Genomic DNA, 24,611 nt, shown 5'->3' with positions numbered 1-24,611 from the left:
GTCCTTTCACCTGAAAGTTTACCTGTATAGGTTTTCCTCTTTGGTGGCTCACACGAATGGAAGCACCCTCCAGAGATGCGTCAAACAAGAGTTCTTTTGCCTGAGAGATTCACAATTCTGCTTGCTCCTTCGGCGCTACCGGGGTAGTCTCTCCTCTTGTCGTCATCCGCATTTATATTATTTTCACATTTGGGCACGCTAGACGTTATCACCCATGTCTGCAAACTGATGTTTCCGGCTATAAAATGACAAATTTCAAAACATTCAAAAGCTAACTTCATCCTACCATTAGAAGGGGGATTGGGCAATATTTTTATATTAAAAGAGGTGGAGAAAATGAACGCGGAAATAAACTTAGATTCCTCCTGGCAAAACGAAATGGCGGAAAGAATCGAGAAGGACGGACCATGGGGAAATTGGGAGCTATACAAACTTGCGGTTGAAATCGAAAAACATACGATCATCCCTGAATTTGAAGGTCTCCAAGCGCCTGGTCACCTCCCGGATCTAACCCCATTGCCGCATCAGCTCGAAGTGGCCAGGCAGGTGGTCGAAAATATGAACGGAAAAGCGATCCTTGCTGATGAAGTGGGACTGGGAAAAACGATCGAAGCCGGACTGATTTTGAAAGAATACATGATCAGAGGCTTGGTGAAAAAGGTGCTAATCTTAGTTCCTGCTTCACTAGTTTCGCAATGGGAGATGGAGTTAAACACCAAATTCCACATCCCTGCAATTGCCCAAAAGAAAAGTTATGTGTGGGAACAATTCGATGTCGTCGTTTCATCTATTGATACAGCCAAGCGTGCCCCGCACAAGGATATCATCAACCAATTAAATTATGACCTGATTATCATTGATGAAGCACATAAATTGAAAAATAATAAAACAAAAAACTATGAATTTGTTCAAAACCTTAAAAAACGATTCTGCCTGCTACTAACGGCGACTCCTATCCAGAACCGGATTGAAGAAATTTTCAACCTCGTATCATTATTGAAGCCAGGTCATCTCGGCAGTGAATCAGCATTTTTTGATAAATATAAAAAAGATGCTAGGTCTGTCCATGATGATGAGCATCTGCGAGAACTGGTCAACAAAGTGATGATCCGCAATAGGCGTTCGGATACCGGCATCGAGTGGACAAAGCGACAAGTAGAAACGATTCTGATCCATTTATCCAATGAGGAGCGAGCTTTATATAACGCCATCGAGGACTTAAGAGGTTCTGCCAGCGGACTTGCATCCAGTCAGTTTTCACTAATGACCCTCCAGCGGGAAGCATGCAGCAGCAGGGAAGCTGTTTTTTACACACTCAAAAATATGCTGCAGCGGCAGGAAAACCCTTCCATTGAATTACAAAATACGATATCCCAGCTTATCAAACAAGTGGAGGCCGTAACAAAAAACTCCAAAGCGGAAAAAGCGCTTGAGTTGATCAACCAAATTGATGACAAAGTGATCATCTTCACCGAATATCGAGCCACTCAGCTGTATCTTCAATGGTTTCTAAAGCAAAATGGCATCACATCGGTTCCGTTCCGCGGCGGGTTCAAACGCGGAAAAAAGGACTGGATGAGAGAGCTATTTCAGAAGAACGTTCAGGTCCTGATCGCAACGGAAGCCGGGGGCGAAGGGATCAACCTGCAATTTTGCAGTCATATCATCAACTTTGACCTTCCCTGGAACCCAATGAGACTGGAACAAAGAATCGGCAGGATCCACCGTCTTGGCCAAGAAAAAGATGTGAAAATCTTCAACTTCGCAACGAAGGATACAGTGGAAGAACATGTTATGAAGCTTCTTTACGAGAAAATCAATCTGTTTGAAAAAGTAATCGGTGAACTTGATGATATCCTGACAAAATGGGAGTTTGGAAATATGGAAGAACACTTGGTTGATATCTTTGGAAAGTCCTCATCAGAAGGGGAAATTCGGATCAAGATGGAAAACTTAACCTCCATGATCCAGTTCGCAGAAGAAATGAAGGGGGAATCTCAACGTGAAGCAACAGGAAATCCATAATTTTTTAGAAAGGTATTTCATGGCAAATCATTGTGAACTGATAGAAAACGACAAAGGATATATGACTGTCCAGCTCACCGTGGAGCTTGATAAGGAATTGATGAACCGTCCGTTTTACTGGCATTATCTTGAGAAAACGGGTGGGGTACCAAATCCAATGAAGCTTACCTTTATAACAGACAAACAGCAGGCACCAGACAATTTGCAAGGAGAAATCATCCATTTTGGTTCTCCGCGTCTTCATCAAATCTTTGATTCAACAAAGAACCTGGCAGGTTTTATCCGTTTATATCAAAAGGACCAGTATCATGAACAAACCGCTTTGATTCCCTGGATTGGAATCAATGGAAAAGTATCTTACCAATGTGACAGAAAACGGGAGGTTTTCCATTCAATTGGGCTCCAGCTGATCAATGGAAGAATGGTGGAAAACTTTCATGAACGATTACTAAAACTTCCATTAACGACAAAAATACCGGATTATGCCTATACACTTTCTCCTTTGATCAAACCAAAGAGCGGGGTGAATAGAATCCAGGCATTTCTTACTTCCATTATTGAAAAAGAGGATCATACATGGGCAGTGGAGGCAAGAGAACGCTGGCAGAAGGATCTCGATTTACTTCATCATTTTTATGAAAATGATGAGGAAAAATCCGAAAGTTTTGAAACAGAAAAAACAGCTTTAAAAGAACAATATGAACCGAAAATTCAACTCTCCATCATCAATGGCGGATTGTTTTATTTAACCGAGAATGCCATTACTTAAAGTTCACATCGCATAGCAAAGCCCGGCGGATTGGTTCGCCGGGCTTTGCTTCATAAGCGTTTTTTCTTTTTTACTCCGGACATCAGCATAAACGGAAGGATGCCGAACCATTTGAATAGAAAGGTCGCTTCTGCCTCCTTTTTTTCCTGCTTGATTTTCCGCCGTTCCTCTTTTGGCTGATCGATATATTGTACAACGGTCTGGGTTAGGTATTTCACGTACTCATTTGTTTTCATGGCTACACCATCCTCATCTGTAAAAGTATACCCATGTGTCATTTTTTCATACACTGGATGATGTCATCGACAATTTGCTGTACCGTTTTAACAGATGTATCAATTTCAAATTCCGCTGTCTCCCGATACAAAGGAAGTCTACTTTCGTATAGCGCTTTAGCTGTTTTCATTTTGTCCTGTTTCAACAGCGGTCTGGAATCATCCTCCTTCAGCCTTGCGAGGATGCTTTCAAGTTCCGCATGCAAGTAGACAACATTCCTTTTTCCTTTCAGAAACAGCCTGTTGCCTGTCCTTCCTACGATCCCTCCTCCTGTTGCAATAACAGCATTGGTGGAAGGCAGCGATCGCAAAACCTCTGCCTCATAATGGCGAAACTTTTCTTCCCCTTCTGCAGCAAAGATCTCATTGATGGACATTCCAGTCCTTTTGACGATCTCTTCGTCTGTATCATACACTGCCACATTCAGTCTCCGGGCCAATTCCTGTGAGACAGTTGTCTTTCCTGCACCCATGAATCCAATTAAATAAATCGCTCTCATATCTCGTCATCACCTGTCAGTTCTTTTCCTTCCATTTTATCATCATGCCCTTTTCCTTGTCATATTGGCCAAAACCAATCCCCTTTTCACCGCTGTCGAGTTCAAGAGTGAAAGTCACTTCGTCAACAGTCGTAGATAAGGATTGTTTTTGGAAGCCAACTGTTCCAAAATGGTAATCAAGGATACCGTTAGTGGGCAAATTGTCTTCTTTTAACAGAAGCTCAGCCTGTTTCATCGAGCACAGCATATAATATTCCTGGAGTCGAATGGTTTCTGTCTCTTTGGCAAACTTTTTCTCGGCAATATACTGTTCCGTCCCTATCAGCAAAAAAAAGGACATCAAAACTAAAAAAATCATTGTTAATGGATAGATAAACCCTCTTTCATTTATAGTTGAACACCTCCTGTTTGCAAAAACTGGTGGATTCGAACCGAATAATGAATTCCATCTAAACCAACGGCCGTTACCATCACACCATCCGCAATTTTTTCAAAAGCAAAGCTGGACAGATTTTGCATCAAAATTTCGTGTCCTTGTCCATCCACTCTTCTCCTCATACTAGAAGCATACTTTTCGTATAGGATGATTTGGCCATTGACTTTCAATAGCAGCTTATCAGGTTGAACTGTCATCTGTTCTGCTGTGCGGATCTCTTTTTTTATTTGGCTGCTGAACACATCCCACTCCATCCTCGTGAGTCCTTTTTCTGTGAGGGTGTCATCAAGAATGATTCTAAAACTTAATGGAAGCATCGAGGCAATCATGGAAAACACCAACAACGATAAAAGCATCTCCAGCATGGTAAAGCCGATTTCATTCAGTCGCAGAACATTTTTTATGGGCTTGCTGGTTGCTCTCATAATGAACACATACCTCCCATGTAGAATTGTTTTCAACCTTAGTCACGGTTACTTCATATGGAATTCCGTTTTGAGAAATCCAATTTGTTCCCGAAGTTGTGCCCGCAACTTTCAAGTACATCAGTTCGTCATATAAAATAGAGTTTGCATCTTCCTCGGCCCTTACTTCTGCCGTCTTTTCGATTATCACTACTGCTATTGGCAGCAAAACTGTAGTCGCCATAAGAAATGCTGTAAGCGATAAAAGCATGTCCGCCATAAAAAAGCCTTTTTCATTCTTCGACAACATAAAATCGACCTTTCCCAATTAGGATCATCATTCGGAACCTCTTTGAGCCAGCTGTCACATAGAAGGACCCGAAACTGTCAATATTCCCATCCGGCATATAGTGAAACAGGAATTTCATCGTGCCTTGTTCGACCAAAACGTCTGCAGAATAATACCGTTCGATCAGATAAGGTGCACGATAATCGGTGCCGCGAATATAGTACGCATGGTACTCTGGCAGGAAGCGGACAGTTACTTGTTCCTGATGGGATATTGCGTATTGTTGGCTGTACAATAGATCGGATTCTAGCTGGTTGAAGAAAAGTTCTTTTGCGAGGACATCATTTTGTGGTGCAAACAGAAAGACAGATGTAACGGAGAGCATCAGGAAAGCTGACAGAACAATGATCATTTCAACCATAGTAAAGCCGCCAGTGTTTTTCAGCCTGCCGTTCATAATGCTGACTTCTGGACAGTCCCGTCAGTTAAAATTTCAATCTTTGTTCCGTCGGGACAAGCGGCATTCGGGCTTTTCAAGTAGCCTGCGTCGTAAAGCAGCTGGAAATCAGGGGTAGTGTTTTTATCCATTTTATAAGCCTGTACCTGAGTTTCTACCAGTTTTATATATGCCTCACAGCCTTTATTGTTGATATTCGAGTTATGCGTTGCAATATTCGGCACCGTAATAATTAATAAGACCGAAATCACCAGCAATACAATCATCATTTCTATCAGCGTAAAACCTTTTTGATTTTTCATTATTTTCTTCTCCTTTTCCTCGTATCTAATTACTTTAAATCCCTTTCATCATGTCGAACATCGGAAGCAGGATAGCCAGATACAGTGAGATGACCAGCAGGCCAATAAAACTGTATAAGATTGGCTGGATTGTTTTCATCGACGTCTCCAATTTGTCTTCTAGTTCTTTAAGGCAATACCGGCTGTAAAAATAAAGCTCCTGATCCAGTTTGCCATTCTTTTGCCCGTGCCTGATAATTTTCGGCAATTCAGCTTCAAAAAACGGATAATCATCTACTGCCTTGTCAAAATCCTCACCCGCTGCCAATTTTGAGATAATATCCTTTCCGATTTCACTTAAAAATGGTTCATGACGATTTTGCTCAAAAACCTTCAAGGCATCATGAACCGGTATCCCTCCCGAAAACAGATAGCTTAATTGGACTGCGAAGGAATGGGAGGAAAGCAGTTGGATCCATCTGCCTGCTACCGGCAGTTTCACCAGTTTCATTTTTTGTTGCATAACAGGCAGTTTCCTGAATATCAAATTGTAATAAAGGGCCGATAGCACTGCAATGCTGAGCAGAAAGTAAAGCAGGAAAGGAATAATGTCACCAGCAGCACGAATGATTGCCATGAAAATATTCGGAGCCATGTTCATGTCTGAGAAAAGTGAGGTGAATTTCGGCAGCAACACCTTGTTGATGAAGAAAAACAAGAGAAAGGTGAGGGTACCAAGGAACAGTGGGTATGCAGCCAACTTTTTCAGCCGCTGATAATCGGCTTCGCGTTTTAAGACCATATCGGCTCCTTCTGTGACGGCATGGACTAGGCCACCGTGTTGCTCAGCAAAATATACATAGCTGATCAATTCTTTATTGAAATGCAATTCAGCTAGGATTAAATAAAAAGGAAAGCCTTCCCGAAGCTGATCGAGACTTCTTTTAATATCTGCTTTCCTTTTCCATTCAAGATGAAAAGTCATCGATTCAATTGCCTCTGCTAAAGAATATCCTTGCGCCAAAAGCTCCCCTGTCCTTTTCAGGAATCTGGCCTGATCACGGACTGGCCACTTATTCTCCTTCATTTAGCACCCACCTCTGATATTCCGATTCCTTGATAAACCCCAGGGCGATGCCTTTTTTTATTGCATCCTTAAGTGTTTTGTAGTGGTAATTCTGGTGTTCTCCTTTCGCTTCCTTCAATGCAGCCGATAAATCCCTTCCTGTAAGAATTTCAAATACATTTCCCCTTTTGCCGCTGCCAGAAGAGTAGCAGAACGGCGAGCAAGCATCTTCACAATAAGGACATGTCAATTCAACAAGCCTTTGTGCGGTTACTGCGATCAATGTCTGTTCGATTTCAAGCCAAGATATCCCGAATTCACTCAGCCTGTATATGGCTCCCTTTGCATCCCGTGTGTGCATCGTCGTCAATACCAAATGCCCTGTCAGCGATGCCCTTATCGCTGTCTCCGCAGTCTCTTTGTCTCTGATTTCTCCAACCATAATGATATCCGGATCATGCCGGAGGATCGCCTTTAAGCCCGCAGCATAGGAAACACCTGCTCGTTCGTTGACCTGAACTTGAAGCACGGCTTCACTTGGTTTTTCAATAGGGTCCTCGAGTGTGATGACATTACGATGGACCATTTCCGAAGTTTCCGATAGCATGGAATACAATGTAGTCGTTTTGCCACTGCCTGTCGGACCGGTAAAAATAATCAGACCATGAGCATGTTTTAAAAGGGAAATTAATTTTTTTGATGTGGATGGGAATAATGATAGTTGGTAAGAAGGGATCTGCTTTTGTTCGGGAAGAAGCCGAATGACCATGCTTTCGTTCAGATAGGCTGGAAGGGTGGAGATTCTCAAACCGATTTTTTGATCGTGGTCCTGGTAGCTGAAGGCGCCACTTTGCGGCCTTCTCTTTTCGCCTATATCCATCGAAGCGGTAAATTTAAAGTGGGAAATTAGCCGTTCACAATCCCCCTGATCAAGCGTGTATCGGGGCAGCAACTGATTGCCTAGCCTGAATTTTATCAGGGTGTCTTTCTCGTGCGGGATAATATGAATGTCCGATGCGCCGCTTTTTAAAGCATCTTTTAAAATGTTTTCTGCCAGCAGTTCAATTGATTTTACAATAGGAATGCACCACCTTTTTTGTTATACAAAAGGATTCTACAGAACACCTCCTCTTCCTGCGAAAAATATAAATAAAGTGTGTATAATTAGTGACAGTTCCATTCATACTAAAAATCGTATTCATTCCCGATGGGCTATAGCCAAGCGGTAAGGCAACGGACTTTGACTCCGTCATGCGTTGGTTCGAATCCAGCTAGCCCAGTATATCTGTTTACAGTAAGCATTTTTTGTTTTGTGACATGAATTGAACGATTGTTTCCTGCCTGGCGAACAAATCACCTATAGTTTTTTTGTTTCGTTCATTATTTCGCCATTTAGTTGTGAACATTTTCTAAACATATAGTGTAAACAGTGTAAACCTTATTTTCCCTTGTATTATAATGAAGACAAATCAGTTGTCTGAGGTGAAATAAGGTGGAGCAAACATTAAAAATAACAAGTGTTTTGTCCGATCCAACGCGTTATTATATTTATCAATACATTACAAAAAGGCATAAAGACGTAACCGTGCAGGAAATTGCCGACAATTTTGAAATTCACCCGAATGTGGCTAGATTGCACTTATCCAAACTCGAAGACGTCAACATGCTGATTTCGGAGACGAAAAAAACTGGCAAAGGCGGGCGTCCTAGCAGATTATACCGGATGTCTGAAGAAGTCATCCAGCTTCACTTCCCATTTCGGGATTATCAGCTTCTGTCTAAAATCGCCATGACGACAATGATGTCACTCGGAGAAGCCGGCAAGAAAGCTTTATATATCACTGGAAAGCGTTTTGGCTCAGAACTAATGGAACAGGAGATGGCACGCCATCCGCAGCTATCAGAAGAAATGACGTTTGAACACAAACTGAATTCAATCAAAAATGCCGCGACGCTTGCTGGTTTTTATCCGGAATTCGAACCGAATAGTGAGAAGACAAAAATTTATTTCCAGATTTTCAACTGTCCTTTCAAGGAGATTGCCATAGAGCATTCGGAAACTGTATGCAATATGCATTATGAATATTTGCGTGGAATGTTTGAATCCGTGTTTGGAGAAATCGAACTGATTGAAAAAGAAAATATGTTCACAGGCTGTAACTCCTGCTCTTACCAGGCAGTAATTGGTCAATAATTTGGTCCTTATTTACTTTTCATCCTCCTTTCCATTATAATAGTCCATGATGGACATAAGGGTAAAGGAGGGATATCTTTGGATCGGATGTACAGAGTTTTAGGTTTCTGGACGGGAATCTTTGCTGTCATGTTTTTCTTAGGTGACATGTATACTACGTCCTTGATTTTCTTTGGTCAAACTGGATTTTTCTTGCTTTTAAGTTATTTGAAACTGTCTGAGCGGATGTACATCTACGTCTTTGGCGCCTACTTAACGATTTTCTTTGCAGGTTTTACTTACTGGTCAACATTTATGATGCCACTAGGAGGAGCTGGAAATTGATCCGCTCTGGGCGCAACAAAAAAGCGATGGACTTCCATCGCTTTTTTTCAATAAAAGAATTTAGAATAATTTGAGCACCTGTTTTCCCATCCCTTTCTTTTGGATGACAACATCAAAGGATTGACTAATTCCTCCCGGTAAGATCAAGCTGCGAATTGCTCGATTCCGCTTGCTTGCTTCTGAAAATGGATTTGGATCTTGATGTGGAAGAAGTTCTTCGAGGATTCCAGCAGCAATCAGGAATTCATCCTGTCTCATTTTCTGGACGAATTCCAGACCGTATACTTCACCAAAATCTTTGAGAGCATCAAAATGCACATGACTGGTTAAGTCCATCTCTCCTGGGTACAAGAGAATCTCATCGTACTGCTGATGATTAAAATAGCCTCTCAAGCTTCCTCGCCTCCGTGATGGATGCATCCACTCCTCTTTTGTATAACCATAATCCGCGGTGATCAAGATGCCTTTCTGCAGGCATTTTGCGATCGATTCAATAAATGGTTCCATAGCAAGCGGAATTTCGATTCTTTGACCTTCAGCAAGCATGAGTTGCTGATCATCAAGAAAGGCACGAATTCGTTCATCCGAAACTGGAATTTTCATTTCCTTTAATTGATCATTCTCGCTCGTAACGAACACCTCATGCACAACACCGTCTCGCTTTTCCACAACATGGACAGGAAAGGCATCAAATAACTCATTTGAAAAAATCAGCCCTTGCTCCATTTTTGTTTCTGCAAGTGTATCACTATGAATAATGTTGACATTTTCAAGTCCTGCCAGTTCGCCGTTTTGCAGACTTCGATGATAAGGACTTTTTTCGATCATATAGTAGGACAGTGTTTTTGTACTCTGTTCCTGCCAACCTTCGATGAACGCCTTTGCAAAACGGCCACTTCCCGCTCCAATTTCACAAATAGCTGGCGGCAGTTCGAGTTCATCGTATTTCCTTGCATACCACTTGCCTATTAGTTTGCCAAACACATCAGATACATTGCTCGTTGTATAAAAATCCCCTCCTTTTCCGATTTTTTGGCGCTGGGTCATATAATACCCTTTTTTTGGATAATAGAGTGCAAGCTGCATATAGTCCGCATAGGTGATCATCTTTTTTGGCGAGGCTTCAATAACCTCTTTGATTATCTCTTTCATAACGACTCCTCAAAAATTGTTTTCACTATTGACATAGTGTATTCTTTATTATAAAGTTTTACTAGTAGCTTAGCTAAATCCCCTCCCATGATATGAATAGAACATCCCCCTAGAAAAGCCCTTCTCAGCCGAGAAGGGCTTTTCTGGTTCAAGCACTTAAAATCCATTTAAAAAATGAATTTAAAATCCATTTAAAAATGGATTGGATTCCATTTCCATCCCTATTGTCGTTGTAGGTCCATGTCCCGGCAGTACCTCCGTTTCCTCAGGCAATACCAGCAGTTTATCGTGAATGCTCTTAATTAACTGATTATGGTTTCCCCCAGGCAAGTCCGTTCTTCCGATGCTTCCTTGAAAGAGTGCATCGCCGGCCAGGATGAATTTTGATTTTGGGAAATGAAAGGAAACACTGCCAGGAGAATGGCCTGGCGTTTCCAAAACTTCAAAGTAGAAATTAGCAATAGATATTGGTCCTTCATCTGTGAATAGCTCGTCTGCTTCTCTTGCTTTGATAGGTTCGTGTTGCATAAAGTGTTTCGACCCATTAAGTGCTGGGTCGGTGAGCCAGTCTTTTTCTTTTTCATGAATATAGACCTTTATGCCATACTTATCCCTTATTCTATCTACTGCACCGATATGGTCGAAATGAGCATGTGTCAATACGATTGCTTCAGGCTTGAGTTCAAGCTCTTCTATAATTCCCGTCAACTTTCTTGGGTTTTCACCTGGATCCACTATCAGACATGTTTTCCTTTCATCGTAAACAAGATAACAATTCGTCTGCAAAGGACCAAGGGGAATCTGTTTCCATTTCATTAAAAGCAGCCTCCGTTTCAATTGGTTCATCGTCTGTGTTTATTTTACACTAATGTAAGACAAGTTTTAAGGATTTGAAAAGAAACAAATAAGAAAAACCTGTAGAGGGAAAGTAGCCTATTAGACCTCGACAAATAGGAGAAAAAAAGATAAAATAAAGATGAGTGTATGCTTTTCAATGCATACAGGTTGCTGCGTACATGGTAGCTACCTATTTATCAAATAACAGACTTCCTGTCTGCCTAATGAATGAAGGGGGCTTTTTCATGGGATTGGCCATTATTTTCGCCTTAGTTACTTTACTAGCAGGTTATGCAACTTTCGCTGCACTGAAAAACAAAAACATTCTGGGAATCGTTTTTGGCGGAGGAACTTTCCTCGTTATTGGTTGGTTCACGGTCATGACAATCCTTTACCAAGGATTCCCGACGGCACATTGATATCCCTCAAAATAAAAGACCACCTATCACAGGTGGTCTTTTATATTTGCTTTGATCAAATTATGGAATAAGTTGATTGATTTCCCTAGTAGCCATATTCAACACTTTTTCCAATTGAAAACCATACAGGCACATTTCTCCCGAAGGGGAGCAAGAAAGTGGTTCATTTGCCAGTTCCGAGAAAATGATTTCTTCTTTATTATCCTCTACATGATACCTTACCAGTTCAAACCCGTCTGCATAAAGATCAGCCTCGCCCTGCCTCTTTGCCCGTAAATACAGAAAGACCTCTCCATCCTCCGTTGAATCATAAAAAGGAACAATCCAACCAGAAAAATCTGTCAGCAAAGGAACAGGAAAACTGGTTGCTTTTTGGACTCCATTTTTGGTGAAGGTATATAATCCCATTCCTGATGTGGATTCTTCGCCTGCCTCAATCGTCAATAAATAATTCCCAATCGAATCGAATTGATACACGTTTTCAAATAGTGTTCGCGAAGGGTTCCCGCTGAGCGAAAAAGATTTCAACGGAGCGTTTAACGCAAGTTCATTCTTTCCCCACTGTTGATAAACAAGCATATCCTCCGAAATCCACTTAACAAAAGGCTCTGGCAGCTGAATGGACTTTAGACTGTTTTGCTTTAGATCCAGTAAAAACGTGCTGAAATCCCATTCTTCTGTAAAAGCAGAAACAATAAGCAAATCATCATTGAATGGATTCCATTCAATGATTAATTCATATGATTCCATTTTCCCGGAATACAATTCTTTGCCTGATAAATTGATGACAGTCAGCACACCTTCCGCTGATGCAGAACTATGTATCATGATCTTATCCTTTTTTGGACTAATTTCAGCCGTGATGATTGGCAGGCTGCTTTGGAACAGCAATTCGGCTTGGCCCGTTAAAAGGTTATAGGAATAAAGGACTGATGTGTTTTCGATACTATTTGAAATATAAAGAATCTCTGTATTATTCAGCCATCCTGATGCCTTATTGAATTCCTCATTCTTATTATCCTGAATAGGAATGACCTCGGAAGCCATAAAAGACAATCCTGGAGTTTCTTTCATACGGTCAAGGCTATGCCTGGCATCTTTGTGGAGGACTACATCCTGCTGTTGAGAGCACCCGGATAGTAGGAATGCAGTAGAAGCGATAATGAACACGATCCATCTTGTATGTATTGTTTGATATGCATGCTTCTTCATCCCTACAACCCCCTTTTTTTACAATGTAACTATCTGTACGGTCTGAATAGCTAAAATGTTTCAAATCAATCAGCAAAAAATTCGGATACTACAAGACAAAAACCTACGCCCACTAGGGACGCAGGTTTTAACAGGTATTTACTCTTTGGATTTTGGTTCAGACAAATCCTCACCATAGAACCTCAGTAAGTCTCCGTATATAATTTTATCGGAGTAACTAAGTTCATTACTGGCAGCTTTAAAATATGGTTTGCAAGCTTCCTGATCGGTCGGTTCACCTGTCGCTTTATCATAGCAGGTCTCACGGGTAAACAGATAATCCTTGGTGATGAAGCTGCCATCGCGAAGAACTGCAAAGTCACTTCGATCCTTAGCGAACAAGTCAGATCCGAAATCGATATTTTTCTTAGTGTCGATTCCCAGTAAGTGTAGAATCGTCGGTTTGATGTCTATCTGTCCTCCCACCGTTGTCATTGTTCCACCCTTTTGACCTGGGATGTGAATGATTAATGGCACCTCCTGAAGCTGCATGCTTTCAAATGGTGTGATTTCCTTACCAAGGTACTCACTCATCGCTTTATTATGGTTTTCAGAGATTCCGTAATGATCTCCGTATAAAATAATGATTGAATCTTCATACAAGCCCTCATCTTTTAATTTCTGGACGAACTGCTTAATGGCTTCATCCTCATACCTGACCGTCAGAAAATAATTGTTGACCGTTTGGTCATCAGACGTATAGGGGGGGATAAATTGATCCTCTTCGTTTAATTCGAAAGGGAAATGGTTCGTCAATGTAATGAACTTGGAATAAAACGGCTTCGGCATTGCTTTCAAGTGAGCAACGGACTGTTGCAGGAAGTCAATATCCTTCAACCCCCAGCCTACTGAGTTGTCTTCGTTCACCTCGTAATCCGGCAGCGAGTAGAAACGCTGGTAGCCTAACGATTGATACATGATATCCCGATTCCAGAAGCTCTTGTTATTCGCATGCAAGGAAGCGGTGTAATAGCCATTTTCATTCAAAATTTCAGGGGTAGCGTTGTATTCATTTCCAGAATGAGTAAAAAATACTGCTCCTCTGCTCAGTGGATACAGAGAGTTTTCCACCAGAAATTCAGAATCGGAAGTTTTTCCCTGGCCAGTCTGGTGATAAAAATTATTGAAATAATAACTTTCTTTGATGAAATCATTCAGGAATGGGGTAATTTCTTGACCATTCACCGTTTTATTAATGACAAATTCCTGTGTTGATTCCATCGAGATCATAATAACGTTCTTGCCTTTTGCGATTCCAAACATCTCATCATTCGGCGGGACATAATTCGCGCGTACATAATTGTCAATGTCAACCAGTTCACTGCCATCGGCCATAGCTCGCTGTGCAGATGACTTTGACTGTAGGAAGACATCATAAAGGTGGTAATTATATGTCCCAATATTTTTGACAAGCATTTCTCTGTCGAAGGTCCTTGTCAACAGCTGTGGACGTTCTGTTTCGACCATTCCCATGTTGAAAAAAGCAATTGCGGCAGCAGCAAGGAAATAAACTCGTCGGTCCACTGTGCTGTATTCACGCCATGTAAGTAAAGCCGGTTTGAATTTCATGATCGCAGCTAAAAGGATGAAATCGGCAAAGTAAAATAAATCACTGAAGTTGATCAGCTCAGTCACACTGCTTCCCAGATCACTCATATTGCTCGTTTGAAAAAGAACGGGAATCGTTAAAAAATCATTAAAGAAACGATAAAACACGATATTCGCAAACAACACTGCTGATACTATGAAACTAGCAACAAGGATATAGCGTTTTTGCGTTTTTTCTTTCATAAACATGCTGAATCCAAACACGATCATCAGGAATCCTATTGGATTGATAAACAGGATCAGTTCCTGTCGCCAATTTTCGATTTTTATATCGAAGCTGGTCTTATAGGCTATATACGTCTTCAGCCATAGCAGTATGGTGGTGATGGCGACTAAAGAAACTTTAGGCCATTTTTTGTTTTTCATCCGGTTTACTACCTCCCACTTATACAAAAAAAATTCGGGATTTATCAGGTTTATTTTTCCATTTTCTGAAGAATCAAAGATAATCTTAATCCTTTTTTTTTGAAAAAGCAACCAAAAAATCATGTTGGATTCATTGTAATTTCCCACTATCTTAGACGACTTAAACCTGGAAAAGTTTCATAAATGTCTTTTTGGAATAAAAAACAAGAAGTTTTCCGATGGAAAACTTCTTAATTGATTTAGTTCTGTTCCATTTTTTTAATCAGCCAGGCGGCACCAATGACACCGGCATCATTTCCTAAAGTCGCAATGCTGATTTCGGTTGATTGCGCTACACGTGGAAATGAATGACGCAAAAATTGCTCTTTTACCGGATCCAGCAGGACAGCACCTGCTTTAGAAACTCCGCCTCCAAGAACAATTTTTTCCGGATTGAGAGTATTCGCAATATTGGCGAGGGCAATTCCCAAGTGCAAGGCAACTGTATTAACGGCCTTCAATGCCAATTCATCCCTTCGTTGCGCCGCATCAAATACGTCTTTGGCTGTGACAATACCGGTTTCATTGAAAACTGCTGACAGAACACCTTCAGAAGGATGGGAAGTTAATAACTCAACAGCGATCCTTACAATTCCGGTAGCCGATGCAATCGTTTCGAGGCAGCCTGTTTTTCCGCAGTTACATGGTGCCCCTCCTTCGGCAATGGAAGTAATATGGCCGATCTCACCAGCAGCCCCACTCACACCATGAACAATATTCCCATTGGTGATGACTCCGCCACCTACACCTGTACCCAAAGTAACACAGACTAAATCTTTGGCGCCATTTCCGGCTCCTTTCCACATCTCCCCGAGCGCAGCACAGTTTGCATCATTATCGACTACTGCTGGCAGCGAGGTTTCCACTTCAAGCAAATCCTTTAGCGGATAAGGCTCTCGCCAGCCAAGATTAACCGCTTCAAAAATCACTCCTGTAGCCAGGTCAACAGGTCCGGGAGCTCCCATGCCAATTCCGAGGATTTCACTTTTGGAGTGTCCAATCTCCTCCAACTTTGCGTCAATTGCTTTTGCGATATTGACAGTAATGTTTTTTCCTTCATTCGAAACATCAGTAGGAATTTCCCATTTATGTAGGATTTCTCCATACAAACTGATGAAAGCAAGTTTTGTTGTCGTTCCTCCTAAATCTACACCAACAAGCCATTTTTCAGCCATCATGCGTCACCTTTTCTCTTTTGCTATTTTTTCTTGTTCCATACGGATTTCCTGCCTCAAGAGCAGCACCGCTGATTGGTAATCTTTTGTTTCAATTAATTGGGAATGATACATTTCCTTGAGCTCTGCATGCATGAGCTCCAAATCCGCCACTCTATCGCCTATGTAAATGAACGTACCGAACTTTTTCAAGAACTGCTGGATATCATAAATTGTCTTCAATGTAATCCCCACCATTTGTGTAAATAAGAGCATGCTTTATCATACTAAGTATAAATGATCCCCTTTCCCCCCTCAAGTAGTCTGGACAGATTTTCTGACAAAAACGGGACAAGTTTACATAAGAAAAATCAGGCAAACTACATTCGGTACTTTTTTGGACTTTTATCGCTCATCCTGATTATATAGCTAGTTTAGTTTTGTTTAGTAAGCAGAAAGATACCCTTATGCAAGCATTTCCACCTCCATAAGGGCATCTCTCAAGCGGAAAGATACCCTTATGCAAGCATTTCCACCTCTATAAGGGCATCTCTCAAGCGGAAAGATGTCCAGTTAATTCTCAAAATACTTCTTTTCACTGAACTTGATTACCGATCTGGGTCCTGTGGTTTCAATATTCGCGGTCTTCTGTTTTTCAGAGGAATCGGTGACCGGATCAGCACATCCCGGAATGCCCGGGGGTTGAAAGGAATAAATGGCCATAGATAAGGAACACCAAACGATTTCATCCTGGTCAGGAGAATGAAAAAAAATACAGTGCTGATCAGGAAACCATAAAGCTGAAAGGCTGCAGTCATGATTAACAAGAAAAGCCTTACGAGCCGGTTTGCCAGGCTCATTTCATAACTTGGCGTCGCAAAGGTACCGATCGCAGCAATTGCCAGGTACAGAATGACTTCATTTGTCAAAAGCCCGACTTCTACGGCGACTTGCCCGATCATCAGCGCAGCGACCAGGCCAAGGGCAGTTGCCAAAGAGGTTGGTGTATGAATGGCAGCCATCCTTAGCACATCTACGCCAATTTCAATCAGGAAAAACTGTAAAAACAACGGAATCTTTCCCGGATCATTTGGTCCGATAAAGGACATCGCTTTTGGCAGAAGTTCCGGTTGGACGGCGAACAAATACCATAACGGCAGCAGAAATAGAGAAGACCACACTGCCACGTAGCGGACGATCCTCAAATAAGCCCCTACAAGCGGCTTATTGCGGTACTCCTCCGCATGCTGCAGATGGTGCCAGAATGTTGTTGGTGTAATCAGAACGCTTGGGGAACCATCGACGAAGATGCATACATGGCCTTCGTATAAATGAGTAGCTGCCGTATCCGGACGCTCTGTATATCTTACCGTCGGAAACGGATTCCAATGCCGCCCCGAGATAAATTCCTCGATTGTTTTCTCGGCCATTGGCAGCCCGTCTGTATCAATCTTGCTAATGGAGTCTTTTACTTTCCCAACCATTTCCGGATCAGCAATATCCTCAATATAACAAATGACTATATCCGTTTGAGATCTTCTGCCGACCTGCATATATTCCATTCTCAAAGTGCGGTCGCGGATTCTCCTTCTCGTTAGCGAGGTGTTAAAGACCAGAGTCTCCACGAAGCCGTCCCTTGATCCACGAACTACCCTTTCTGTATCCGGCTCCTGTGGCCCACGCACAGGATATGTCCTCGCATCGATCAGGATGATTTCTGTTAGGCCATCTACTGCTAAAGCAGTCGGTCCTGCAAGTACCATATCAACAACTTTATCAAGGTTGTCTGTCGTCTCTACCTCTACATATGGAATATAGGTCTTTACCAGTTTTTTTAATGTGTCGACTTCAAGAGTCCCAGGCTCAAGCTTTGCCAGAAACTTCATAATATGAAGCATGATATCGTCCTTGACTAATCCGTCTACAAGGAAGAGTGCCATCTCTCTGCCGGCGTATTCGACATCAAGCTGGATCACGTCAAAACTTTTGCCAATACCTAATTCTTCTTTTAAGTAAGCAATATTTTCTTTTAAATTTGTATGGACAAGCTGACGCTTTTTATCTGCCATTTGTTTTTCTAACACCTCTCATTCCCAACGACCATAATTTTCCTGTTAATTCCTTTTTTCATCTTAGCCAAAACAATCAACAAACATACTTAAAGGCATGTTATCAGGACAAGGATCATATAGTGAATATACCGACATACCTATTATCGGAAAAAGGATGAGCAGGATGAAAAAATTATCGTTATTAGCGATTAGTGCCTTGGCAATTGCTATCTCTGCAATCATGATCCAATTCCAGAACGGCAACCCTTCAGTCGAAACAATCACGTTTTTTCCATTGAATGATGCAGTGAAATTTAAAAGTGCTAGTACTTCTTTAACACTTTTTCAAGATAAAAAGAACAATCAGCATCTAGTTGATTGGCGAGTTCATTCAAGCTTGGACCGAGAGGCTTATCTTCGGCAGGATATGGGACTCTTGTTCGTAAATGGGGTTTTACAAAAGAAATTCGCCAAATGGGAGCAGGATACTGCGGATTTATCGCAGGAAGAACGGATCACTTATCGAGAAAGTGCTAAATATGACGCAATTTTATTTCATTATGCTGAACTGCATGGTGACGGGGACAGGATCACAAGTGCCCAAAAAATGTCGGATGACATGATCTATGTAATCGACTCTCCATTCAGCCCGCTCCAATCCTTCACCATAGCCAAAAGCAATCAGGAAAAAGAATGGAAAAGAGTACTTGACCAAAGTGTAAGAAACAGACTTGAGCTAAGTTTAAAACATGCAGAAAACACCTTCAGGTTCAAAGTGTCTGATTATCTTTCTATCCCGCTCGACACAATCAGGAGATATGAAGATCAGCCTTTCACTGGGTTTACAAAGCAGGAAACAGCAAATATACTAGGAAAGTTATGGGAAGGATTGTATAAGTATTATTATCTGGGCATAAAAAAAAGCGATGGCACTACCATTGACCCAATTGGCAGTACCATGCCTTTGATTTTGATTGCCAAAGATAAAAGCCATCTGCTGGTTGTCACGCAGACGAATACTAGGGAAAGCATTATTCTCAAGCAGCGTCTTTAAGATCCGCAATCTGTTCAAGTATCTTTTTATAGCTTTCTTTTTCCGGATTCAGCTCAACAGCCTTTTTAGCATAGATAATGGCCTGATCCAGATTGTTTTCTTGTAAAAAGATCAAGGCAAGATTATAGTACGCTTCATGAAACTCCGGTTCCATTTCAATCACTTTAAGGAGATTGGTTTTCGCCTCTTCCAGCCTCTCCAGCTTAATTTCTGTAAAAGAAAGCATGAACAACGATTCTGATGAGAGTGGTTCTGATTTGCCAAACTCGGTTAGCAGATCATTTGCCTGTTGATATTTCTCGTCGTTAACCTGCTGCTCTGCAAGCACCAAGATCGACCGTTCATCGACCCTAGCCGCTTTGTCGCTAAAACCATATTGTAAAGAAAAAAAGATTATCACGATCGTCCCTGCTAGGAAGAAAATTTGCAGTGGAATGCGTCTTTTCTTTGGGAGATGGAGGATCCCTGCTGCTGCAAATCCTCCAACCAGTCCTCCTAAGTGGCCAGCATTATCGATTCCCGGAACCGTAAATCCAAATGCGAGATTAATTCCGAGTACAACAAGGGTATTCAGACCGAGAGTTCGCCAAAACAACTTTGGTTTTGCTACACCAAAGTACAGCAAAGCTCCAAAACAGCCAAAAATCGCACCGCTAGCACCAGCCGAAAGATTCGGGCTGGAAATAAAACTAGCCAGCACTCCACTGAAACCTGCTAAAATGTAAATAACGAAAAAGCGGCCATTCCCGTATAGTCGTTCAACCATTGTTCCTAAATAATATAAAGCCAGGGTATTCATAAACAAATGAAGCAGACCGATATGAATGATCACTGGCGTGAAAAAGCGCCACCATTCACCCTCAAGGATTAGCGGATTGAATTTCGCGCCAAACTTAATCAGGGTGGAAGTATCCGTGCTCCCTCCCGCTGCCTCTAAGATCAGAAACATCCCTATCTGGATCGCAATGAATACATAAGTGAAAAAAGGTTTCCCATATTGAAAGACTGATTGTTCTGCTTTTGCCCTATCTGCTGCAATTTGTATGGTGTTTTTTTTAATCGTCTCGATATCCTCTTCAGAATACTCTTTGGAAAAATCCATTCGCAATGGAAGATCGTATCTGCTCCCGAGTTTCTCGAAAGCTTCCATTGCATTGGACCTTTCTATTAAAACGGAATCCACCGTTACCTTTCCATTTACAGAAAGATATGGCTTGGCAAGTCGAAATTCATAATCGTCCACAGGTGGATAGGCACTAAAATAAACGTTTAAGATTGTTAATTCTCGTTTTGCCAACTTCCTGCGAATTTTTTCTCCATTGTCAGCAAGCAAGACAATGTCGCGCTGAATCCAGTTGCTCCATTCCAGATTATATTGTAGCAGGCGAACAACCTGCGTTTGCTTGTTTTCGGTCTTTTCCAGCCACAATTCCTGTTGATCCTCGGATACGTGAAGTATACGGTACTCCTGCTTTCCAACCAGGAATTTTGCCAATTTCCAAAACAAATACTCTTCTAAAAAAGCCAATTTCTCCCCTGCTTTCCCTCCCAGATCCACCCACTATGTAGGATTCTGTTTTTTTCTCTCCAAAATATTATAAACTAAAACCTCCCTGCCAGGTAGAAAGAGGCAGTAATAACAGAAAAAAAGACCTTATGAGGTCTTTTTACTGGAACTCCGAATGTCCTGAAAATAAAGAATTCATCATTTTGTTTCTGATGCCCGGTAGCCCCATGATTGAACCAACTGCCACCCGGCGCAAAAGCCGGCTTCTCAGAAGCATATTCATTACCCTGTATCGACTCTCGAATACAAGGTATCCTGCCAGACCAAGCATAAAAATCGAAATCACTTTTCTTACCATATTGATCCCTCCCCCTTTATTTTAAGAACAATAGCACTTTTTTATCCTTTCATTCCAAAAAAGATAGATATTTTAAATAAAAGAAAAGGGCTGCATAGTAGACAGCCCTTTCCTTAAGCTTTCAGCACAGGGTCCATGACCTTTCTCAAAACCTCTACTGAATGATCAAATTTTTGCTGTTCCTCTTTTTCCAGCGATAATTCCACGATCTCCCGGATTCCATTACGATTGACAATTGCAGGAACTCCAATGTAGATATCATCATGTCCGTATTCGCCATTCAAATGGGCGGAAACTGTCAAAATAGAGTTCTCATCCTGCAGGATGGCCTTCGTCAAGCGGACAAGACCCATCGCGATTCCATAATAAGTTGCCCCTTTGCGCTTGATGATATGATAGGCGGCATCCCGTACATTCGTGAAGATTTCCTCCAAGTCATCATGACTGTACTGTTTCTGATTGATCATTTTGGCGATGGACTTGCCGCCAATATCCGCATGACTCCACACAGGCAGTTCGGTATCTCCGTGTTCGCCGATGATATAAGCATGGACATTACGCGAATCTACCTTAAAATAGTCCCCAAGCAAAAATCTGAATCTGGCTGTATCAAGGATGGTCCCAGAACCAATTACCCGCTCTTTTGGAAGTCCTGAGAATTTCCAGACAGCATAGGAAAGGATATCAACTGGGTTGGTCGCAACAAGAAAAATTCCGTCAAAACCGCTGGACATAATTTCCTCTACAATACTTTTAAATATCTTCGTGTTTTTCTCCACCAGATCCAGTCTTGTTTCGCCGGGCTTTTGGTTTGCACCGGCGCAAAGTACAACCAGGTCTGCATCCTGGCAGTCAGCATATGAACCAAACCATATTTTCGTCTGTGAAGGGGCGAACGCCATTCCGTGATTTAAATCCATGGCGTCCCCTTCGGATTTTTCCTTATTCAGATCGACAAGAACTAATTCCGCAGTGACACCCTGGTTGACCATCGCAAATGCATAGCTTGATCCAACTAAGCCGGTTCCAACCAGTACAACACGATTTACACGATTGTTCATTCGTATTTCCTCCTCATTTTTAATGAATTGTACAATATTTCACAATGAATATATCATGATGTTAACATAGTACACAGGTTATCATTATTAACAGTATATTCCCATTCCATCCGGTTTTTTTAGCCGTACTTAGAAAATGATGTATAATACTATTCCCGCCAATGCTGCTGTAAAACAGGAAAGAAAATTAACAGCATCATTATCAAGCTTTACTATCCCAGAAACATGACGGGTTGGCAAAGAACAATGGATTGTTTTTTCAGTCAGCCGATTGCAAGTAACGCAGGCAAATTCCGCCTGAAGATAGGCTCCAAGAAAGGTATCGATCATCGTTCCAACCACACCTAAAAGAAAAATGATCCCTGTCCAGCCCGGCCCTAACGGAAACAAGGAAGCTGCAGTGAGAGCAATCAACAAGGATCCCACCGCTGCTGCAGCCGTTCCAACAGCAGAAATCGCACCTGAAGTTCCTGTTGGCACTCTTTTAAAGGATTTGACCGATAATGGCTGGACTTTGCTTAAAACGCCTAGCTCCGAAGCCCATGTATCTCCATTGGCACTTGCAAGGGAGCTTGCCAGGACAATGGTCCAGATGGGGTCAGGTAAAAGGAAATTCCCTAGACCAGCGAGTGCTGCGGTACCACCATTCGCTGCCACCTGTGCCCAATCTCTTGCAGCTCCCTTTTGATGTAATTCACTGAGCTGTTGCTTGCGATGACTTTTATATTTGGACAGCAGGCTGGAAGTAAGGAAGAAAACTCCCAATAGGATCAATCCCTTGATTCCAAATCCCGCCCAAATAAAAACGCCCGTCAAAAAAGCCGCAATAGCTCCAGATGGTTTAAGCAGCTGAAAATAGGCAGAGACGGAAGCAACTACAGCGATAAACCCAATGATGAACACCTGGTCAATCTCCAATTGTAAGTACCCCTTTGCTATGGATAATTTTCTGTACGGGAATATCATGGTTTTCTACAGGAACTTCAGCAACGAGTTGCTCTGTGAAAGCTAAGGAAACAGTCATTCCCTGGTAGTTATACAGAAATCGGTCATAATAGCCTCCTCCAAATCCAAGTCTATACCCGCTGGATGAAAACGCAAGTCCCGGAACTACCACCAAATCAATTTCCTCACGACCTACTGAAGCTGTCTCGGCAACAATTGGCTCCAGCAGTCCATAAAAAACTGTTTCAAGCTGGGAGAAACGCTTCACTTCCCGGAAATCAAGACCCCGTGCTTCAGGTTCGCATTTCGGGACGACGATTCTTTTGTCTTGCTCCCATCCCTTTCTGATGATTTGAAAAGTATCCACTTCTGGCGGCTTCGACACAGTGATGGCCACTGTGTTAGCTGACAGCCACTCTTTAGACTGAAATAGCTGTTGGGCAATCTGATAGGATTGATCCTCGTATTCTGGCCGTTTTAGTTCTAAAAGTTTTTCCATTATCGACTTTCTAAGATTCTTTTTGGCATCCATGCCTTTTTCCCCCAGACAATATTCGCTAATTTTTTGTTCATTATGTATTAACCATACCATTCAAAACCCCAGTGGAGAAGTTTTGATTTTTATCTGCTTTTACAAGATTTATATGAAAGGATCCCTATATGCAGCAACACTCGACAATTCAAAACAACAAAACAAGCAGCCGGGAAAATTCCCGCTGCTTATTTTGTTTCGCGATGGACTGTCGCGCGCTTATCTCTAGAGCAGTATTTCTTAAGCTCAAGACGATCTGGGTTGTTACGCTTATTTTTTTTAGAAATATAGTTGCGCTCTCCGCATTCTGTGCAAGCTAATGTAATGTTTACACGCATGTATTTTCCCTCCAAACTATTCAAGCTAGGTTCGTGCATACGACTTACCTATAGTATCACTTTTCATCGGGAATTGCTAGTGTGTTTTTTAAAAGGAGCTTATTCAAATATTCTACAGCATTTTTTTCCGTTCCTTCAATGATCCAACAGCTGCTTTTTCGGGTTTCCCTTGGGTACATTGTTAAATCAAGCGAGAATAGGCTGGCTGCTGCTCCTTTCGCCATTGGCTGGTAACTTAGCCTCCCTGTGTCCATGGAATTCCATAGACGTTCCGTGCTTACATTCCAAATTGGCTGAACGGTACATTGCTTCATTAAGCTGTTGTTATTTAGTCCGTTGACAAGATAGATTTTTTTATCAACAAAATGATAAATGGCAGTTTCATTTGGCGACACAAAACTGAATTGTTCCTTGGCACCATCAGCAAATAGCTGCATCAGAATCAACTTCGCTTTTTTTTGATTTTTTGAATGATTCGTTACATAAATGTCAAAAAATTCAATTCTCGAATGAACATTAGCTTGTTTGATTTTTACCGACAATTCTTCCTGTGGCAAAAGTTTTTCTGTTCTATTTCCTAGCCAGTAAACTTTCCCATCGACCCATATACCAGGATTGAAAATCCACGGTTTCCTAACTGGTTCACATTTCGCTTCATTGTCTATTTGGAGATAAGCATTCATCTTCATTCAATTCCCTCCTTCGGTGATGGTTCGATTGCCCGCTTTTACTTTGAAATTTGCTGTTGCTGCTTGCACGATTGGGAAGACGGAATTTATATAATTAATGTTAGCATGTTCTCATGACAGCTACAACCTGGATTCCCGAGATGTATAACGATTATATATCCTAAAAACGTTGAAATACCAATAGATTCAGCGTTTTTTTGTTGACTTTTACATCGTTATACATTATAATA

29 protein-coding genes, 1 tRNA gene and 1 riboswitch are annotated in these 24,611 nt (G+C 41.6%); of the genes, 7 read left to right on the top strand and 23 right to left on the bottom strand.

What is annotated here, in order from left to right; translation table 11 throughout:
- Window positions 1–78 precede the first annotated feature (78 nt).
- Window positions 79–166: riboswitch (glycine riboswitch) on the bottom strand.
- Between the two features lie 170 nt (window positions 167–336).
- Window positions 337–2,025, top strand: a complete 1,689-nt coding sequence (locus J2S25_RS09250; RefSeq protein WP_307191758.1) for a DEAD/DEAH box helicase — start codon at window positions 337–339, stop codon at window positions 2,023–2,025.
- The gene (locus J2S25_RS09245) at window positions 2,003–2,794 is read left to right on the top strand and encodes a YqhG family protein (RefSeq protein ID WP_044395236.1); all 792 of its coding nucleotides are present in this window, start codon (window positions 2,003–2,005) and stop codon (window positions 2,792–2,794) included. Before J2S25_RS09250 ends, J2S25_RS09245 begins: the two co-directional genes overlap by 23 nt.
- Before the next feature lie 50 nt (window positions 2,795–2,844).
- On the opposite strand, the gene J2S25_RS09240 is transcribed toward J2S25_RS09245, so the two are convergent.
- From J2S25_RS09240 to comGA, 9 genes are read right to left on the bottom strand one after another with little or no spacing between them, the layout of a single operon-like run.
- Entirely contained in the window at window positions 2,845–3,030 is a 186-nt protein-coding gene (locus tag J2S25_RS09240) for a YqzE family protein (RefSeq protein ID WP_044395238.1), read from the bottom strand.
- Window positions 3,031–3,068: 38 nt separating this feature from the next.
- Window positions 3,069–3,569 (bottom strand): shikimate kinase, encoded by a 501-nt coding sequence (locus J2S25_RS09235; RefSeq protein ID WP_307191757.1) that lies wholly within the window; start codon window positions 3,567–3,569, stop codon window positions 3,069–3,071.
- Window positions 3,570–3,585: 16 nt separating this feature from the next.
- Window positions 3,586–3,897, bottom strand: coding sequence for a competence type IV pilus minor pilin ComGG (gene comGG, locus J2S25_RS09230; protein ID WP_157841634.1), 312 nt, complete (start codon window positions 3,895–3,897; stop codon window positions 3,586–3,588).
- Window positions 3,898–3,956: 59 nt separating this feature from the next.
- Window positions 3,957–4,430: a competence type IV pilus minor pilin ComGF gene (gene comGF, locus J2S25_RS09225; protein ID WP_307191756.1), complete on the bottom strand. Its 474-nt coding sequence runs from the start codon at window positions 4,428–4,430 to the stop codon at window positions 3,957–3,959.
- Window positions 4,384–4,689 carry a hypothetical protein gene (locus tag J2S25_RS09220; RefSeq protein WP_307191755.1) on the bottom strand — a complete coding sequence of 102 codons (306 nt, stop codon included), beginning with the start codon at window positions 4,687–4,689 and terminating at the stop codon, window positions 4,384–4,386. The genes comGF and J2S25_RS09220 overlap by 47 nt, the downstream gene beginning before the upstream one ends.
- A gap of 13 nt (window positions 4,690–4,702) precedes the next feature.
- Window positions 4,703–5,155 carry a competence type IV pilus minor pilin ComGD gene (gene comGD, locus J2S25_RS09215; RefSeq protein ID WP_044395247.1) on the bottom strand — a complete coding sequence of 151 codons (453 nt, stop codon included), beginning with the start codon at window positions 5,153–5,155 and terminating at the stop codon, window positions 4,703–4,705.
- Complete coding sequence (comGC, locus tag J2S25_RS09210) at window positions 5,152–5,457, bottom strand: competence type IV pilus major pilin ComGC (protein ID WP_307191754.1); 306 nt, start codon at window positions 5,455–5,457, stop codon at window positions 5,152–5,154. The genes comGD and comGC overlap by 4 nt, the downstream gene beginning before the upstream one ends.
- A 34-nt stretch (window positions 5,458–5,491) precedes the next feature.
- The gene (gene comGB, locus J2S25_RS09205; RefSeq protein ID WP_307191753.1) at window positions 5,492–6,523 is read right to left on the bottom strand and encodes a competence type IV pilus assembly protein ComGB; all 1,032 of its coding nucleotides are present in this window, start codon (window positions 6,521–6,523) and stop codon (window positions 5,492–5,494) included.
- Window positions 6,510–7,580, bottom strand: a complete 1,071-nt coding sequence (comGA, locus tag J2S25_RS09200; RefSeq protein ID WP_128721564.1) for a competence type IV pilus ATPase ComGA — start codon at window positions 7,578–7,580, stop codon at window positions 6,510–6,512. The genes comGB and comGA overlap by 14 nt, the downstream gene beginning before the upstream one ends.
- A 130-nt stretch (window positions 7,581–7,710) precedes the next feature.
- On the opposite strand from comGA, the gene J2S25_RS09195 reads away from it, so the two are divergent.
- The 3 genes from J2S25_RS09195 to J2S25_RS09185 all read left to right on the top strand — a co-directional run bounded on the left by J2S25_RS09195 (window position 7,711) and on the right by J2S25_RS09185 (window position 9,020).
- Window positions 7,711–7,782 (top strand) — tRNA-Gln (locus J2S25_RS09195).
- A gap of 212 nt (window positions 7,783–7,994) precedes the next feature.
- Window positions 7,995–8,696 carry a helix-turn-helix transcriptional regulator gene (locus J2S25_RS09190; protein WP_044393086.1) on the top strand — a complete coding sequence of 234 codons (702 nt, stop codon included), beginning with the start codon at window positions 7,995–7,997 and terminating at the stop codon, window positions 8,694–8,696.
- Between the two features lie 78 nt (window positions 8,697–8,774).
- Window positions 8,775–9,020 carry a DUF2626 domain-containing protein gene (locus J2S25_RS09185; RefSeq protein WP_044393088.1) on the top strand — a complete coding sequence of 82 codons (246 nt, stop codon included), beginning with the start codon at window positions 8,775–8,777 and terminating at the stop codon, window positions 9,018–9,020.
- 60 nt (window positions 9,021–9,080) lie between these two features.
- Here J2S25_RS09185 and J2S25_RS09180 read toward each other — a convergent pair whose 3' ends face one another.
- Window positions 9,081–10,172 (bottom strand): class I SAM-dependent methyltransferase, encoded by a 1,092-nt coding sequence (locus J2S25_RS09180; RefSeq protein WP_044393090.1) that lies wholly within the window; start codon window positions 10,170–10,172, stop codon window positions 9,081–9,083.
- Window positions 10,173–10,352: 180 nt separating this feature from the next.
- Window positions 10,353–10,988 (bottom strand): MBL fold metallo-hydrolase, encoded by a 636-nt coding sequence (locus tag J2S25_RS09175; RefSeq protein WP_307191752.1) that lies wholly within the window; start codon window positions 10,986–10,988, stop codon window positions 10,353–10,355.
- A 266-nt stretch (window positions 10,989–11,254) separates the two neighbouring features.
- Between J2S25_RS09175 and J2S25_RS09170 the strand changes: the two genes are divergently transcribed.
- Complete coding sequence (locus tag J2S25_RS09170; protein WP_044393094.1) at window positions 11,255–11,428, top strand: DUF2759 domain-containing protein; 174 nt, start codon at window positions 11,255–11,257, stop codon at window positions 11,426–11,428.
- 60 nt (window positions 11,429–11,488) lie between these two features.
- Here the strand turns inward: J2S25_RS09170 and J2S25_RS09165 are convergent, their stop codons facing one another.
- From J2S25_RS09165 to J2S25_RS09145, 5 genes are all read right to left on the bottom strand, one after another.
- Complete coding sequence (locus tag J2S25_RS09165; RefSeq protein ID WP_307191751.1) at window positions 11,489–12,640, bottom strand: YqgU-like beta propeller domain-containing protein; 1,152 nt, start codon at window positions 12,638–12,640, stop codon at window positions 11,489–11,491.
- Between the two features lie 138 nt (window positions 12,641–12,778).
- Window positions 12,779–14,653, bottom strand: coding sequence for an LTA synthase family protein (locus J2S25_RS09160; protein ID WP_307191750.1), 1,875 nt, complete (start codon window positions 14,651–14,653; stop codon window positions 12,779–12,781).
- A 239-nt stretch (window positions 14,654–14,892) separates the two neighbouring features.
- A complete protein-coding gene (locus tag J2S25_RS09155) occupies window positions 14,893–15,867 on the bottom strand; it encodes an ROK family glucokinase (RefSeq protein ID WP_044393100.1) in 975 nt (324 codons plus the stop codon).
- Between the two features lie 6 nt (window positions 15,868–15,873).
- Window positions 15,874–16,089, bottom strand: a complete 216-nt coding sequence (locus tag J2S25_RS09150) for a YqgQ family protein (protein ID WP_044393139.1) — start codon at window positions 16,087–16,089, stop codon at window positions 15,874–15,876.
- A 365-nt stretch (window positions 16,090–16,454) separates the two neighbouring features.
- The gene (locus J2S25_RS09145; RefSeq protein ID WP_307191749.1) at window positions 16,455–17,915 is read right to left on the bottom strand and encodes a spore germination protein; all 1,461 of its coding nucleotides are present in this window, start codon (window positions 17,913–17,915) and stop codon (window positions 16,455–16,457) included.
- Window positions 17,916–18,081: 166 nt separating this feature from the next.
- On the opposite strand from J2S25_RS09145, the gene J2S25_RS09140 reads away from it, so the two are divergent.
- On the top strand, window positions 18,082–18,951 hold the full coding sequence (locus J2S25_RS09140) for a hypothetical protein (protein ID WP_307191748.1): 870 nt from the start codon (window positions 18,082–18,084) through the stop codon (window positions 18,949–18,951).
- On the opposite strand, the gene J2S25_RS09135 is transcribed toward J2S25_RS09140, so the two are convergent.
- From J2S25_RS09135 to J2S25_RS09105, 7 genes are all read right to left on the bottom strand, one after another.
- Window positions 18,935–20,479, bottom strand: a complete 1,545-nt coding sequence (locus J2S25_RS09135; protein WP_307191747.1) for a rhomboid family intramembrane serine protease — start codon at window positions 20,477–20,479, stop codon at window positions 18,935–18,937. The genes J2S25_RS09140 and J2S25_RS09135 overlap by 17 nt on opposite strands.
- A 139-nt stretch (window positions 20,480–20,618) precedes the next feature.
- Window positions 20,619–20,816 carry a protein YqgO gene (yqgO, locus tag J2S25_RS09130; RefSeq protein WP_044393105.1) on the bottom strand — a complete coding sequence of 66 codons (198 nt, stop codon included), beginning with the start codon at window positions 20,814–20,816 and terminating at the stop codon, window positions 20,619–20,621.
- 113 nt (window positions 20,817–20,929) lie between these two features.
- The gene (locus J2S25_RS09125) at window positions 20,930–21,877 is read right to left on the bottom strand and encodes an L-lactate dehydrogenase (RefSeq protein WP_044393106.1); all 948 of its coding nucleotides are present in this window, start codon (window positions 21,875–21,877) and stop codon (window positions 20,930–20,932) included.
- A gap of 129 nt (window positions 21,878–22,006) precedes the next feature.
- Window positions 22,007–22,795: a DUF92 domain-containing protein gene (locus J2S25_RS09120; protein WP_307191746.1), complete on the bottom strand. Its 789-nt coding sequence runs from the start codon at window positions 22,793–22,795 to the stop codon at window positions 22,007–22,009.
- The gene (locus J2S25_RS09115) at window positions 22,785–23,354 is read right to left on the bottom strand and encodes a 5-formyltetrahydrofolate cyclo-ligase (RefSeq protein WP_307191745.1); all 570 of its coding nucleotides are present in this window, start codon (window positions 23,352–23,354) and stop codon (window positions 22,785–22,787) included. Before J2S25_RS09115 ends, J2S25_RS09120 begins: the two co-directional genes overlap by 11 nt.
- 188 nt (window positions 23,355–23,542) lie before the next feature.
- Window positions 23,543–23,692 (bottom strand): 50S ribosomal protein L33, encoded by a 150-nt coding sequence (gene rpmG, locus J2S25_RS09110; protein WP_084221782.1) that lies wholly within the window; start codon window positions 23,690–23,692, stop codon window positions 23,543–23,545.
- A 56-nt stretch (window positions 23,693–23,748) separates the two neighbouring features.
- Window positions 23,749–24,381, bottom strand: a complete 633-nt coding sequence (locus J2S25_RS09105) for a hypothetical protein (RefSeq protein ID WP_307191744.1) — start codon at window positions 24,379–24,381, stop codon at window positions 23,749–23,751.
- Window positions 24,382–24,611 lie beyond the last annotated feature (230 nt).

The sequence above is a fragment of the Mesobacillus stamsii genome (genome assembly GCF_030814065.1).
GTDB classification, from domain to species: domain Bacteria; phylum Bacillota; class Bacilli; order Bacillales; family Cytobacillaceae; genus Mesobacillus; species Mesobacillus stamsii.
This window is presented reverse-complemented; position numbering and strand designations above follow the sequence as displayed.

Excerpts from the sequence above, each read along its gene's own strand:
- J2S25_RS09250 (WP_307191758.1), top strand. The coding sequence starts at position 337 with ATGAACGCGGAAATAAACTTAGATTCCTCCTGGCAAAACGAAATGGCG.
- J2S25_RS09240 (WP_044395238.1), bottom strand. The coding sequence starts at position 3,030 with ATGAAAACAAATGAGTACGTGAAATACCTAACCCAGACCGTTGTACAA.
- J2S25_RS09235 (WP_307191757.1), bottom strand. The coding sequence starts at position 3,569 with ATGAGAGCGATTTATTTAATTGGATTCATGGGTGCAGGAAAGACAACT.
- comGF (WP_307191756.1), bottom strand. The coding sequence starts at position 4,430 with ATGAGAGCAACCAGCAAGCCCATAAAAAATGTTCTGCGACTGAATGAA.
- J2S25_RS09220 (WP_307191755.1), bottom strand. The coding sequence starts at position 4,689 with ATGGCGGACATGCTTTTATCGCTTACAGCATTTCTTATGGCGACTACA.
- comGD (WP_044395247.1), bottom strand. The coding sequence starts at position 5,155 with ATGAACGGCAGGCTGAAAAACACTGGCGGCTTTACTATGGTTGAAATG.
- comGC (WP_307191754.1), bottom strand. The coding sequence starts at position 5,457 with ATGAAAAATCAAAAAGGTTTTACGCTGATAGAAATGATGATTGTATTG.
- comGB (WP_307191753.1), bottom strand. The coding sequence starts at position 6,523 with ATGAAGGAGAATAAGTGGCCAGTCCGTGATCAGGCCAGATTCCTGAAA.
- J2S25_RS09180 (WP_044393090.1), bottom strand. The coding sequence starts at position 10,172 with ATGAAAGAGATAATCAAAGAGGTTATTGAAGCCTCGCCAAAAAAGATG.
- J2S25_RS09175 (WP_307191752.1), bottom strand. The coding sequence starts at position 10,988 with ATGAAATGGAAACAGATTCCCCTTGGTCCTTTGCAGACGAATTGTTAT.
- J2S25_RS09170 (WP_044393094.1), top strand. The coding sequence starts at position 11,255 with ATGGGATTGGCCATTATTTTCGCCTTAGTTACTTTACTAGCAGGTTAT.
- J2S25_RS09165 (WP_307191751.1), bottom strand. The coding sequence starts at position 12,640 with ATGAAGAAGCATGCATATCAAACAATACATACAAGATGGATCGTGTTC.
- J2S25_RS09160 (WP_307191750.1), bottom strand. The coding sequence starts at position 14,653 with ATGAAAAACAAAAAATGGCCTAAAGTTTCTTTAGTCGCCATCACCACC.
- J2S25_RS09155 (WP_044393100.1), bottom strand. The coding sequence starts at position 15,867 with ATGGCTGAAAAATGGCTTGTTGGTGTAGATTTAGGAGGAACGACAACA.
- J2S25_RS09145 (WP_307191749.1), bottom strand. The coding sequence starts at position 17,915 with ATGGCAGATAAAAAGCGTCAGCTTGTCCATACAAATTTAAAAGAAAAT.
- J2S25_RS09140 (WP_307191748.1), top strand. The coding sequence starts at position 18,082 with ATGAAAAAATTATCGTTATTAGCGATTAGTGCCTTGGCAATTGCTATC.
- yqgO (WP_044393105.1), bottom strand. The coding sequence starts at position 20,816 with ATGGTAAGAAAAGTGATTTCGATTTTTATGCTTGGTCTGGCAGGATAC.
- J2S25_RS09125 (WP_044393106.1), bottom strand. The coding sequence starts at position 21,877 with ATGAACAATCGTGTAAATCGTGTTGTACTGGTTGGAACCGGCTTAGTT.
- J2S25_RS09115 (WP_307191745.1), bottom strand. The coding sequence starts at position 23,354 with ATGGATGCCAAAAAGAATCTTAGAAAGTCGATAATGGAAAAACTTTTA.
- rpmG (WP_084221782.1), bottom strand. The coding sequence starts at position 23,692 with ATGCGTGTAAACATTACATTAGCTTGCACAGAATGCGGAGAGCGCAAC.
- J2S25_RS09105 (WP_307191744.1), bottom strand. The coding sequence starts at position 24,381 with ATGAAGATGAATGCTTATCTCCAAATAGACAATGAAGCGAAATGTGAA.